General features: G+C 39.5%; 13 protein-coding genes. 9 read left to right on the top strand and 4 right to left on the bottom strand.

Features of this window, described 5'->3' with window-relative positions:
* Nucleotides 1-180 precede the first annotated feature (180 nt).
* The 4 genes from GQR93_RS04785 to GQR93_RS04800 all read left to right on the top strand — a co-directional run bounded on the left by GQR93_RS04785 (nucleotide 181) and on the right by GQR93_RS04800 (nucleotide 4,645).
* On the top strand, nucleotides 181-1,386 hold the full coding sequence (locus tag GQR93_RS04785; protein WP_003552840.1) for an Ig-like domain-containing protein: 1,206 nt from the start codon (nucleotides 181-183) through the stop codon (nucleotides 1,384-1,386).
* 205 nt (nucleotides 1,387-1,591) lie between these two features.
* Complete coding sequence (locus GQR93_RS04790; protein WP_003552841.1) at nucleotides 1,592-2,515, top strand: hypothetical protein; 924 nt, start codon at nucleotides 1,592-1,594, stop codon at nucleotides 2,513-2,515.
* 241 nt (nucleotides 2,516-2,756) lie between these two features.
* Nucleotides 2,757-3,812 carry an AI-2E family transporter gene (locus GQR93_RS04795; RefSeq protein WP_080544202.1) on the top strand — a complete coding sequence of 352 codons (1,056 nt, stop codon included), beginning with the start codon at nucleotides 2,757-2,759 and terminating at the stop codon, nucleotides 3,810-3,812.
* 143 nt (nucleotides 3,813-3,955) lie between these two features.
* Nucleotides 3,956-4,645: a 2,3-diphosphoglycerate-dependent phosphoglycerate mutase gene (locus GQR93_RS04800; RefSeq protein ID WP_035444397.1), complete on the top strand. Its 690-nt coding sequence runs from the start codon at nucleotides 3,956-3,958 to the stop codon at nucleotides 4,643-4,645.
* 159 nt (nucleotides 4,646-4,804) lie between these two features.
* Here GQR93_RS04800 and GQR93_RS04805 read toward each other — a convergent pair whose 3' ends face one another.
* Together GQR93_RS04805 and GQR93_RS04810 are read right to left on the bottom strand one after the other, a co-directional pair.
* Nucleotides 4,805-5,461, bottom strand: coding sequence for an SDR family NAD(P)-dependent oxidoreductase (locus tag GQR93_RS04805; RefSeq protein ID WP_003552849.1), 657 nt, complete (start codon nucleotides 5,459-5,461; stop codon nucleotides 4,805-4,807).
* 19 nt (nucleotides 5,462-5,480) lie between these two features.
* Complete coding sequence (locus GQR93_RS04810; protein WP_003552851.1) at nucleotides 5,481-6,056, bottom strand: DNA-3-methyladenine glycosylase I; 576 nt, start codon at nucleotides 6,054-6,056, stop codon at nucleotides 5,481-5,483.
* Between the two features lie 505 nt (nucleotides 6,057-6,561).
* Here GQR93_RS04810 and arcD point away from each other — a divergent pair.
* Both arcD and GQR93_RS04820 read left to right on the top strand, forming a co-directional pair.
* The gene (gene arcD, locus GQR93_RS04815; protein WP_003552853.1) at nucleotides 6,562-8,004 is read left to right on the top strand and encodes an arginine-ornithine antiporter; all 1,443 of its coding nucleotides are present in this window, start codon (nucleotides 6,562-6,564) and stop codon (nucleotides 8,002-8,004) included.
* A gap of 367 nt (nucleotides 8,005-8,371) precedes the next feature.
* On the top strand, nucleotides 8,372-9,031 hold the full coding sequence (locus tag GQR93_RS04820; protein WP_003552855.1) for a hypothetical protein: 660 nt from the start codon (nucleotides 8,372-8,374) through the stop codon (nucleotides 9,029-9,031).
* A 131-nt stretch (nucleotides 9,032-9,162) separates the two neighbouring features.
* Here the strand turns inward: GQR93_RS04820 and GQR93_RS04825 are convergent, their stop codons facing one another.
* Nucleotides 9,163-9,768 carry a cadmium resistance transporter gene (locus GQR93_RS04825; protein ID WP_003552857.1) on the bottom strand — a complete coding sequence of 202 codons (606 nt, stop codon included), beginning with the start codon at nucleotides 9,766-9,768 and terminating at the stop codon, nucleotides 9,163-9,165.
* Between the two features lie 167 nt (nucleotides 9,769-9,935).
* On the opposite strand from GQR93_RS04825, the gene arsC reads away from it, so the two are divergent.
* The 3 genes from arsC to GQR93_RS04840 all read left to right on the top strand — a co-directional run bounded on the left by arsC (nucleotide 9,936) and on the right by GQR93_RS04840 (nucleotide 12,095).
* Nucleotides 9,936-10,352, top strand: coding sequence for an arsenate reductase (thioredoxin) (arsC, locus tag GQR93_RS04830; protein WP_035444398.1), 417 nt, complete (start codon nucleotides 9,936-9,938; stop codon nucleotides 10,350-10,352).
* Nucleotides 10,353-10,431: 79 nt separating this feature from the next.
* Nucleotides 10,432-11,256, top strand: a complete 825-nt coding sequence (locus GQR93_RS04835; RefSeq protein WP_003552861.1) for a hypothetical protein — start codon at nucleotides 10,432-10,434, stop codon at nucleotides 11,254-11,256.
* A gap of 2 nt (nucleotides 11,257-11,258) precedes the next feature.
* On the top strand, nucleotides 11,259-12,095 hold the full coding sequence (locus tag GQR93_RS04840; protein ID WP_003552863.1) for a hypothetical protein: 837 nt from the start codon (nucleotides 11,259-11,261) through the stop codon (nucleotides 12,093-12,095).
* An 84-nt stretch (nucleotides 12,096-12,179) separates the two neighbouring features.
* On the opposite strand, the gene GQR93_RS04845 is transcribed toward GQR93_RS04840, so the two are convergent.
* The gene (locus GQR93_RS04845) at nucleotides 12,180-12,839 is read right to left on the bottom strand and encodes a GPP34 family phosphoprotein (RefSeq protein WP_003552865.1); all 660 of its coding nucleotides are present in this window, start codon (nucleotides 12,837-12,839) and stop codon (nucleotides 12,180-12,182) included.
* Nucleotides 12,840-13,027: the final 188 nt, after the last annotated feature.

The raw sequence follows: 13,027 nt of genomic DNA on the forward strand, positions 1-13,027 counted from the left end.
TTTTAAAAAAATCTAAAAATAAAAAAATGAGTCCGGTAAGTTTACGTAATTACATTATGTAGGCATTACTGGATTCTTTTTTATTGAGAGACAAATAATTAGAAAGGAGGAGCTTGAAAAAGTTTTGAGATTTTAAAGTGAATCAGTAATCCTACCAAATAAAATTTTGGAGGAATTTCGATGAATAAATATGTATTGTCAGCACTAGTCGTTCCAGTCGCACTCATGGGTGCAGTTACCGCACAAGCAAAGACGACGTTGCTCAAGGCAACTGTTAACCAAGCAAAGTCCGGTACCAAGGTCGTTTCAGGTAAAGCAACCCGGGGCGCAAAAATCAAGATTTCCCGGGCAGGTGTTACCTATGGGGTTGCCAAAGCCAATAAGCATGGTCATTTTGTGATGAAGTTGAAACGGGCAGTTAAAGGTGGCTGGACTTATAAGGTGACGGTTACTAAAGCAGGCTTTAAAGTAAAGTCAGGTCACTTTAAGGTTAAAAAAGGTAAGAAACAGGTAAAAGCTGTCAAACCATCAACAACTACGCCAGTTACGCCGGCTCCGGCAAGTAAGCCAAGTAGCACGCCTGCCACTCAAAGTGCGCCTACAAAACCAATTGTTCCGAATGCACCGAAGACAAGTGTAAACACGCGTATAAGTTCAATTGATATTGAGGCTAATCAAATCAGTGGTGAAATTTTTGGGCTAAACAGACAACTGGATGCTGTAATCTTTGGACAACGAAAACTTGATGCAACACAACGTGCATTTTTGAGTAATCAGATTTACCAGTTGCAAAATCGAGTTAATGTCTTTGCGACTCGATCAGGAGTCAGCTCAGCAACTATTAGCAGCATGAACAATGAATTAACCATGTTGCGTCAAAAATTTAATGGGCTGTCAAACACGGTTGTGTTGAGTGGGAGTACAGGAACAACTAAACCTGCTTCTGACGTACACTTACAAAATGTGGTAAAGACTGACAAATCAGCCAGTCAACAAATTGCTGAATTACAAAAACAAAATCAGTTATTAAATGAAAGTGCTTCAAAGTTAGATATTCAGATTGCCAATTTGAATACCAAGTTAGAAACGGAAAAATATCTAGATGAATCCATTTCAAAGTTTTTAGAAAAGGTTTCCGATGAACTGGCCGATGCAAAAGAAGCAAATCAAAAGCGTCCGAGTCAAAAACACGAGGAATATGTTAAGCAGATTCAACAAGAGTATGATCAAGCAGTTTCTCAGCAAGAGATTAACAAGCGGAATTGTCTCGATGCTTTAGACGATGCAAAATACAAACGTCAAGAATTGCGTGATCAAATTCAAAGTAATGAAGTGCACATTAAATCTATCCAAGAAGCTCAAAAGCGAGCAGTAACAAATAATTAGAATCATTAAAAGTAGCTTTCATCCTTATTGAACATCATATAGTAGGTGTGACCACCCTGAAAAAGATGGTTGCGCCTTTTTAGCACAGTATGTTAAAAAATAGATTTTCAAGCGGTAAACACTGCTTCAGAATATAATCTGTTTTAAGCCCCCGTCCCAAAATGGTATAATAAAAATGAATAATTAATTCCTAGGAGGGCTTACTTTGAAAAAGTGGATTTGGATTGTAATCACCATTGTTATTGCCGCTTCAGTGGGTGGTTACGCATACGCCCGTCATTCTCAAAATGAAAAGCTATATAATGATTCGATGCAGCGGGCCAGCCTTCAAATTTCTAATAAAAGCTATATTGCTGCGGAAACTTCTTTTACAAATGCGTTAAAGAGAAAACCAAGTGATAAAAAGGCAACTCGACTGTTGAGTCAAACTCAAAACTATATGGCAGCCAATGATTCGTTTAGCGACCGTGATTACAACAGTGCCAAGGATGGTTATCAATCAGTTGTTGATACTAAGAATGGGAATGAGACTCTGAAAGATCGTTCAAAGGATAAGCTGTCAACGATTAAAACCATTCAGGGAAATCTCAAGAAGTATGACAAGATTTATAATCAGGCGTTAAATGAGACCGGTGAAGGCAATTATACTGAGTCTAACAGCACACTGGATAAGATTCTTTCGGACCAAACAGCCAAGCAAAGTTACTACAAGTCAATTTTGAATAAAGCTAAACAATTGCGCTCGAAGAATAATGCTTCACTGTCGGGAAATACAACAACTACGCCAAGCAGTAGTAGTTCTACGAATGAGTTTGAGTCCTCTACTTCAAACAGTAGTACCCAAAATAATCCTAATGTTGCGCCTAACAGCAGTGATAGTTTGACCTCGTCAGAAAAGAAGGCAGCAAATGCTTATAAAGGGTCAAATGAGTTTACGGTTAACCCGAAGAAAAATAGAATTAATGGTCAGCAGATCACTGAGTCCCAGGTTAATAGTGCCAGAAAAGAGATCAGCGCTGCCGGAGTCGATTCTAATGCGATGAGTGACCAAGATATTAAGAATATTATTAAAGGCGCTCACGACAATCATGAGACGATTGGCCAGTATGTCAAAGCAAGATATAAGTGATGTTGGATTTAAAAAAATAAATTTCTGAATCGTTGATGCAAGAATGACTGTATTGACGGTTTTTTTATCCGGTGTTTTCAAGAAATTGTCTTATTTGAAGGAAAGCAGTAAGTGATTGATGGGTTAATTCGTGAGAAAACTTTAATTTGTGTTTAATTATGTGTAAATTCTTGTGAGAAAATGGCGTGAACGTGTAAGATAAATGCCAGAGATTAGAATTATTTGAAGGGGTGGTGGTTCTTTGTCGAATTGGGCCAAATTTGTGAACAACGTCCCACTTAGGAGATTTACTGTTCTTGGGGTAGTTGTCTTAATCTTGTATTTTGCACGCAGCATGATGAGTACCTTGCTGTTAACGTTTATTTTTTGTCTGTTGGTCGTTAAATTAACAAATGGCATTCGCAGATTTGTTAAAATTCCATCGGAAGTCATTGTTGTGATTGTTTATTTGTTGGTTTTAGCCGGGCTGTACTTTGGCGTAACCGTCTATATTCCACAAGTTGCCGACCAGGCAATCAGCTCTACAAAAGATATTGTCGATTTTTATTCCAATCCAAGTAATTTACCTGATGACAATACGTTAAGATGGGTCAATGAACTCATAAAACAAAGTAATGTGATGGCCCAAATGAAGAACGGTGTTTCACTTATTTGGAGATATATTACAGGTGTTGGGACAATGGGTATCACATTGTTTTTATCAATGATCTTAAGTTTCTTTTTCGCAATAGAGAAGAAGACCATGTACAACTTTTCGCATCTATTTTTAGATAGTGATTTTTCATGGTTCTTTCAAGACCTTTATTTCTTTGGTAAAAAATTTGTGGCAACGTTTGGCGTTGTTATCGAAGCCCAATTTTTCATCGCAATTGTGAATACGGTTTTAACCACAATTGTCTTAGCTTTTATGCATTTGCCACAACTTGCAGTATTAGCGCTGATGGTCTTTATCCTGAGCTTGATACCAGTAGCCGGTGTGATTATTTCGTTTATACCATTGTCATTAGTCGGCTATTCCGTTGGCGGTTTACAGGATGTTTTGTACCTAATCATTACGATTGTTGTCGTTCATGCACTGGAAGCTTATGTTTTAAATCCTAACTTTATGGCTTCAAAGACTAATCTGCCGATCTTTTACACGTTTGTTGTCCTCTTAGTCGGCGAACATTTCTTTGGGGTATGGGGACTGATCTGTGGTGTGCCGGTTTTCACTTTCTTACTGGATATTCTTGGTGTGAAACGGCATAATGAGCCATTACCGCCAGCTAAACCCGACACCAAAACCTTTAAATATTGATGTTCAATCACAAAGTGAAATCAGTGATTGAAATCATTAATGATTTGTATGTTATTTCACAGACTTTTTTCTGAATACTGATGAAAATTATTCTGATTTGGTGTAAAATCAATCTGATAGAGATATAGAAAGAGGTAATGATATTGGCAAAACTTGTTTTAATTCGTCATGGTCAAAGTGAATGGAACCTTTCTAACCAATTTACTGGTTGGGTTGATGTTGATTTAAGTGAAGAAGGGGTTAAGCAAGCCATCAATGCTGGTAAATTAATCAAAAAAGCCGGTATTGAATTCGACTATGCTTTCACTTCAGTTTTGACCCGTGCGATCAAGACACTGCACTATGCTTTGGAATACTCAGACCAACTTTGGATTCCTGAAGAAAAAACATGGCGTTTAAACGAGCGTCACTATGGTGCATTGCAAGGTCACAACAAGGCTAAAGCTGCTGAAAAATATGGTGAAGATCAAGTTCATATCTGGCGTCGTTCATACGATGTTTTGCCTCCACTTTTGGATGCAAGTGATGAAGGTTCAGCTGTTCATGACCGTCGCTACGCCAACCTTGATCCACACATTGTTCCCGGTGGTGAAAACTTGAAAGTTACACTCGAACGAGTAATGCCTTATTGGGAAGATAAGATTGCACCGCTTTTGCTTGATGGTAAAAATGTTGTGATTGCTGCCCATGGTAACTCACTTCGTGCACTTTCCAAGTACATTGAAAACATTTCAGATGAGGACATCATGAATCTTGAAATGGCAACCGGCGAACCAGTTGTTTATGATTTCGATGATAAATTAAACGTTACAAACAAGACTAAGTTGGACTAATTTTCCAATTTAACTGAGGGTCTCACTAGAAATGGTGAGGCTCTTTTTTTCATACATAACTAAGCATCAGGCACCTCGTCATGATATGGGCAATAATCAGGCCAACATGGATGATCAAAGTCCATGCTGGCCTGATTGGGTAAAATATAATGGTTTAATTTAATGATACTGGACTTCAGCGGCTTTCTTATCATTTCCGAGATCTTCAAATGCTTTCGCGATGACATTTGGATCCATATGTCCCGGTTTTCCTTTTCGAATATAGGTGTTAATGGTTACAATTCCAGCAAAAACACCGGATTTACTTAATTCCTTATTTAATGCAATGACATAGCTATGCAGGCCGGCTTTGCCAATTGATTGTTCAACATCACTTGTACCGGGTTTGGCTGCTACGATGCTTCCCGTGTAAAGAAAGACACCGTCACCGGTCTTTTTGACGTAAGGCAAAGCTAAATTTGTCACCGTCACAGCGCCAAGAAGGTTACTTGCCAGACTTTCAGTTAACAAGTCGCTGGTTAAGTCGGCAGGCTTGTTTTTGGTCCGCGTTGTTGCTGTATAAAGGACGACTTGAAGGTCTCCCTTTTGGGCAATTTCTTTTAAAGCAGTTGAGACACTAGCCGGGCTTGCTAGATCAGCGGTTACTGAAAAGGCTGAAATATTGGAGGCCGTGAGAGTCTTGACTAAATCATTTAACGGATCGGGATTTCGGCCGAGAAGGGCAATCGTATACCCCTTCTGACCATATCGATTCGCTAAAGCTTCTCCTAAGCCGGCATGTCCGGGACCAACAATTAAAGCAATTTTATTTGTCATTTGAAAGGCTCCCTTTCTCTTAGGGGTTAATATGCTTAAGAACGCCGGTACCCACCAGTAGTAATTCGATCGTAGTGGGGCCGACAAATGTAAAGCCGCGTTTCTTCATATCCCTTGCAACCAGAGCGCCCAGGGTACTTGAGTCCTGAACAAGTGCGCCTTCAACCAGGTTGTCTTTGGGTTTAAATGACCAAAGATAATCGGCTAAGTCTTTAAACTCCGGGCTTAAGTTTAAAGTCGCCCGTGCATCCTGTACGACTGCCCGTATTTTTCTTGGATTGCGAATCATATCCGGATTTTCTTCTAACGCTTCCAGATCCATTTCGTCAAACTTGGCAATCTCTGCCACTTCAAAATGCTTAAACACTTTATCGAAAACAGGGAGCTTGCTGGCAGCAACCCGCCAGTTCAATCCCGGTTGAAAAATATTGACTGTCAGCATTTCAAACATAACACGAGGATCGTGAATTTCGGTTCCAAATAATGAATGATAAAGGTCAACACCGTTTGTACTTTTGACCATGTAAGTTCTCCTTTCGAACTTTCTTTTGTTTAGCTGCATGTAGAATAGCACTTTTTGAAGAAAAGCGTTCATGAAATGCTTAAAGTGACTGTAAAATTTTACATTTGTAAACGCTTAATGTGAATACTTTTTCCGTTTTTTAATGTGAATATGCGAAAATATCTTCGTTGTTAGGATAACAAAATTATTTATAATAAACGCATTTAGGTTTATTATTTTCATAATAATAAAAGTCGTGATATTCTAGTTATCATTATAAAAGGTGGCTAAATATTTTTTGATTTAAATGGGTTTGGCTATTTATGAAGATTGAATTAGGACTGCTCCTCAAAGCAGCACCACTCCATATAAGGGATCAATTTGAAGAATTCAAGTTCGGGATTCCCCAAATTGACGCCTTATACTCCGGGTACTAACCGCTTTGATCCGCACACTGTTATTAGGACTGCTCCTCAAAGCAGCACCACTCCATATAAGGGATCAATTTGAAAAATCCAAGTTCGGGATTCCCCAAATTGACGCCTTATACTCCGGGTGCTAACCGCTTTGATCCGCACACTCAGAAAGGACATATCACATGGAAACACAACCAAAACAAAAAGGTAAACCTGGCGGTATAGGCCTCACAGCCTTAACCGCAATGGTCGTTACATCATCAATCGGTGCCGGGGTATTCGCTTTGACATCGGATCTCGCAACTGCAGCATCTCCCGGACCTGTTCTGATTGCCTGGGGGCTTGTCGGCTTTGGCATTTTGATGTTGGCACTCTCCCTGAATAATTTGGTGTTAAAGCGCCCGGATTTGGAAGGGGTTTTTGCTTATGCCGAAGAAGGATTTGGTCAATATGCCGGCTTTATTAGCGGCTGGGGTTATTGGCTGTCTTCGTGGATGGGCAATGTTGCCTTTGCGACTGTTATGATGAGCGCGGTGGGATACTTTATTCCGATTTTTAAATCAGGAAATAATGTGCCTGCCATTATCACGGCCAGTATTATTTCATGGTGTTTAACTTATATTGTTAACCGTGGTGTTGAAAGTGCAGCTATTTTAAATGCAATTATTACAATATGTAAACTGATTCCGTTATTTACGTTTATCGTTTTCTCCATTTTATTATTTAAGGCAAATGTGTTCACTGCTCATTTTTGGAACAATGTCAGTGGCAACTTTAGCGGTGGCGCGGGTGTCGGTTCCCAAATCAAGAACTGCATGATGGTCATGATGTGGGTCTTCGTCGGTATTGAAGGCGCGACAATGATGTCATCCCGGGCAAAGAAAAAATCTGATGCCGGCAAAGCAACTATTCTCGGATTGATCTGTTTATTATCAATTTACGTGTTGGCCTCCGTATTGCCATATGGTTATATGACACGTGCAGAGTTGACAACCATCCACCAACCAGCCATGGTTTATATTTTTAAGAGTATGGTTGGTAATTGGGGCGGTGCCTTGATCAGTTTGGGACTCATTATTTCGACCCTTGGCTCATGGCTGTCATGGACAATGCTGCCGGCAGAAACGGTTATGTTAATGTCGAAGCGAAAGTTACTACCGCCGATCTTTGGTAAGAAAAATAAACATGGTGCACCAACCTTTTCACTTGTAATGAGTGGGGCTTTAATTCAAGTATTCTTGTTTACACTGCTGTTTACGGATCGAGCCTATAACTTTGCCTACTCATTATGTACAGCGGCAATTGTTATTTGTTATATTTTTGTGGCTGCCTATCAGGTTAAATATTCCTATCAGCATTTAAGTGAGAAGGGGAATTTAATTCAACTCTTTGTTGGTGCTTTCGCTTTTATCTTTGAATGTGTCGGAATCTATATGGCAGGATTACAATTTGTACTTTTGTGTGCTATCGCATATATTCCCGGCTTCTTCCTCTTTATGAAAACCAGAAAAGATGCCGGTTATGATAAATGGTTCTCTAGAATCGAATCAATTGTTACAGCCGCAATTGTGACCGGTGCTGTATTGGGAATTGTTCTGTTAACAATGGGAAGAATCAGTGTTTAAATTGAATGATCTACAAGGTTGAGTCAAAGTTGGGTTTGATTCAACCTTTTTTGTTGGCGTTTTTGTCAGGAAAGTCGTGTTGAAAATCTTTGATGGATTTATCGGATAATGCCATGTGTTAATTAATATCGAATAGGGTAAAAAGAATTTTTAAATAATTAGTTTGAAAGTCAAATTTTCATGCTATCATTAGTCTATGATTTTAATCATACATAGCAGTTACATTTGATTTTCTTAGAAAGAAGTGTTTATCATCAGACACCCACGGAGGACCCGCAGAGTTAATCGTTGGTATAAGCAATGGTGGGTCATAATAGCCGCATGTATTGTAATTTTATTGATTGGCCTATTTGGCGGACAAACCTTAATGAATAAGGTTTATGATGATTCAGCGGCCAATCAATCAGCCAACGTTAACGTCAAAAAACAAAGCAGTCATCATATTATTCAGCATAAGCAGGATCCAAATGATATTGATCATGCGCCATTATACAAAATTGGTCAATATTATAATAGTCCCAGATATGGACGAATTAAATTAACCGGGATTTCAACAGAACGGAATTTGGTATTTATGCGAAATCAACTGACGACAACCATCAATTGGGCTAAAGTATGTACGAACACACCGAAAACAGCGGCTCAACGGGCAAATTCAGCGAGTGACTATAATTTGGATAAAGTTGATAATCCATATACCTATCTAAAAGTTCAGTATACGGTTCAGAATCATTCTTCAAACGCAATGACGTTTGGCGGTGTTAAACAAGTTGGTTTTGCCAATGGCAATGTTTTGGGCGGAACGGATGAATTAGTCATTGATGATGGGCAGTCTGAGCAACTAGCACCCCATTCCAAGCGGGTTTTCACCATTCATGTCCTTATCGATAAATTTACGGATCAGGCTCATCCCAAAAGCGTTCACTTGTATTTTGATGATTCAAAGGGTGCTGTTACGTTGAAAAAAGTCTCTCAAGGCTTTAATTGCCTATTGCCGTTTACGTATGATCGAGGAAAAGACGCCTAACAAAAACGTGACCTTTAGTGTGGTTTACTTATAGCAAGTAATCACGTTAAAGGTCACGTTTTGCGTTTGTTACATTTTGACATGGCTTTTTTAGAAGGTTGAATTGTCAATTCAATGAGGAATTAAAACCGTCATAGCAATTGAATTAAATGAGTAAGGGTGCCGCTTTCCCATAGAATATAAATGCCCAAGCCGATGTAGACGACTGCGGTGATGTAACGTGACCACTTTTCAAGAATATTTCCGATGGTTGGAATTTTGCTTAATAAATACCCCAGATAACAGAAAAGTGTCATCATGATGAAGAAAGTGACGAGTAAGATCGGGATGTTAGTAGGCGAAATTTGCGTGAATAATGGGACATATATGCCGATATTATCGGCGCCACAGGTTGCGATGGTAATAATAGCAACTTTTAAAATAACATTTGTTTTTTTCTGAATTTCGTTTTCAATTAAGTCATCGTCTTCCTTTTCACCAAATATCAGTAATTTGACTCCCATTAAAATTGGAATCAGGCCTAGAAATCCCAGGAGCCACTCTGCTGGTACGAAGCCAAGAATAACGGCCATTAAATAACTTGTAAGAACCAGAATGGCTGTCCCAAGAAAATCACCCAGATAGACTAAAAAGCGATGTCGTTTAGGCGTGGCACCGAAAATAACCATTAAAATAATCAGGTAATCAATGCTGGTTGAGATATAGGCAGTGATACCGGTTAATATTGTTGTCAGCATGTTATTTTCCTCCTCAAGTAGTTGACCTTCATTTTACATATCACACATGTTAAAGTCAACATATGATCAAGACACCATTTTACTAATAAGATAGTTAATTCTCTTGCTATTTCAAGAAAGTTAGTCGAGAATATAAATTAATTAATGCCATGAATGGAGGAACTGAAATGCCAAAGATCTATTTCTTATGTACAGGAAATTCTTGTCGAAGCCAAATGGCGGAAGGGTTCGCTAAAAAGTTGCTGAATGATAGTTGGCATGTTGAAAGTGCCGGTATTGAAAAACATGGCTTAAATCCGCTGGCGGTTAAGGTAATGTCTGAGAAAAAGATCGATATCTCAAGAAATCAATCCAAGTTGATTGATAGAGCGTATTTAAATCAGTGTGACCTTGTTGTGACACTTTGTGGGGATGCAAGGGACCGTTGTCCGGTCACACCGTCAACCGTAGAAAAGCGTCATTGGCCTTTACGTGATCCGGCGCAGGCTCACGGCAGCAACCTGGAAGTGCTGGATGCATTTCGGCAGGTGAGAGATCAAATCGAAAAACGGGTAGCGGCGCTAGCGAAACAATTAAACGCGTAGTTGATCATTCTACAGATTTAACGTTGGCTGCCAAAGGGGTAAACTTAAAGGGAGTACAAAACATAAAAGTGGGGATGAGATGATGGTTAAACGGGTTTTGCTGGGGATGGCCCTGATCTTTTCGTTTATTTTAATCGACCAGTCAGTGGCGTCAGCAGCTAAAGTGACAAAGAATTCTTTTTTAACGACCAAGCGGGTGATTAAAACATACAACAGTTCCAAGACAATTAAGGTCACCATTCCCAAGGGGACGACTGTTTTGGTTAACGGAACCAAAAATGACAATGGTCAGAAGTACGTTTCGTTAAACCTGAATCGCCTTCGTTATCAAATTCGAAGGCCATTGATAACGGCTCAAAATTCAAGCCGGGTGAGTCGCTGGATCTTGGCGAAGGGCCAGAACTTCAGCAAGACCAACAAACCGGTTTATCTTTCTTACTATTCATTAACCAGAAGTAACAAAGGACATGCGCTATTATCATATGTTGCGAATGGTGATTTGTGGAAAGGCAGTACGCTGCCTGCTGATTATGCACAGCTGACCGGGACAAGGTTTACGATCACCACGGATGGGTATCTCGACTTTTTTTCGAGTTCTCCCTACAAATATACGATCAGTCCCAAACCAACCAGTTCAACTGAAATTCAAAAATCATATTACCGTTCTTCACGTCAGTTATACTTATATTTCAAAACCAAATTAAAGGGGCTGCCGGTGACGAAAGTGTCCACAAAGGGCAATAATCGTTATCGTTTGAGTATTAATCGAACGACACAGACAACATCAACTGCCATTCCCAATGAGGATGATGCAACGCGGGTAACACTTAATGAAATTTATCAGATCGGAAAAACCGACTATTACATGCATACCGAAAATGCACGCTTTCTGGGGGAAGATTGATTATGAAACAAACACGACGTTTGGTTAATATGATATTGGCATTAATTGCGACATTTGCATTACAAATGACCGTTGCCCAGGCCAAAACAACTTACTTATCAGTTTCAGCCCGTGACTATTTGCAGACTACCCAAAAATTAACGGTGACTAATTCGTACTATAAGAACATTAAAATGACGCTGCCAAAAGGGACGGTTGTCCAAGTTGCTTCGGCTGCTCGAAGTCAGAAAACACATCATCCTTTCTTTACAATTGATATGGATACGATGAGTTACCGACTTCGCAAACCGTTTTATAATGCCAAAAGCAAGCCAAATATGACGGCAGGCATTTGGGCAACAACAGCTGATTTTAAAAAAGTCGACTCGCCACAATACTTACGTTATTATCAGGTGACCAGTCCGGACACCAGGTCGGCCGGGGATTATGTTGCGGATGGAAATTTATGGCAGGGGGATAAATGGCCAGCCAACGAAACAACAGCGAAAGCCAGTGGCGTAAAGGTTACGGTAGATGGTTACCTGGAAGCCTACTCAAAAGTGAAAGTTTTCCAAGCCTATGCTCCTAAACCGGTTGGTTATGCCAAAATCCAAAAAACGGTGACTAATGGGAAAACGACGGATTTTTACGTCGCATCAAAAATAAAGGGCATGCCATTAACGCGGGTCGCAAAATCCGGGAAGGATCAGTATCGGTTATCCATTACCAGAACCGGTGAACACGGGGTCACGATGATTCCCGAGGATGAGCATCCACAGTACATTGATTCTGTTGAAGTTTCAGAGAAGTATTTAATCGACAATCAAAATTACTATATGCATACTGAAGTTTTATTTTAAGTGAATGAACCGTATGTACAAAAAGTGAGTCCAAAACGATGATCGACATTCGTTTTGAGCTCACTTTTTTTAAAACATGTGTGTTTATCCGCGACCTGATGAAGCCGCAACAATAATGGCTGTGATAAAATCATCAACCCATTTCGCAAATTTGAAGAAGGTTTCGTATTCGGGATTGTGTCGAAGGTCTTTTACCTGTTGTGTTAATTGGGCGCGTTGATCTTTGTCAAAATAATTTTTTAATGTTCTGCTTCTACTCAGATTTGCGACTAATGCGATAATTTCCAGTGAAGCAGTGTTTGATCCAAGCAATTCTGCTTTAATTTGATTGACAACTAATTTTTTGGCTTCAGCCCTGGGAATGTATTTATCATGACTAAATATTAAGCCGCGACTGCTTGTCTTTGTAGCCCTGTTCTTAAACAAAAGCTTTTCGCCAATACCATCGTATACGATCCGATTGATTTTACGATTTAAGACAACGTGACGCAAACTGTTTTTGCTTGATTTATTTTCACGGTCATTGAGGATATCCAATACAGGATTTAAAAAGCCGTAGTCCTTGGATAATGGTGCGATAACCTGCATACCCTTGTCCGTTAACTTAATGATGCCGCCAAGCTGCAGGTCAAATAAAACGCTGGCAGAAAGATAAGCACGTTTTCTCATTGAACGCATGATAGCACTACGGTTACCGTCCGTTTCGTTAAGCAGAAGGTACATTTCCGAAATATCACTTTTCATCGTCTTTCCTCCAGACCGAATTGTTATATGAATACCTATGGTGTAACCATAGCATTGATATTCCTGATAGTAAATTGAAACGAAAGCAATTTTTTGTAATTACGGGAAACCTAAAAAATAATTTGTTGTCCTTAAATTAAATCTTGCTTAATGTCTAAAAATTGATATGATAAGAAGCGGGGAGGTGA

It is taken from the genome of Lentilactobacillus hilgardii (assembly GCF_009832765.1).
GTDB lineage: Bacteria > Bacillota > Bacilli > Lactobacillales > Lactobacillaceae > Lentilactobacillus > Lentilactobacillus hilgardii.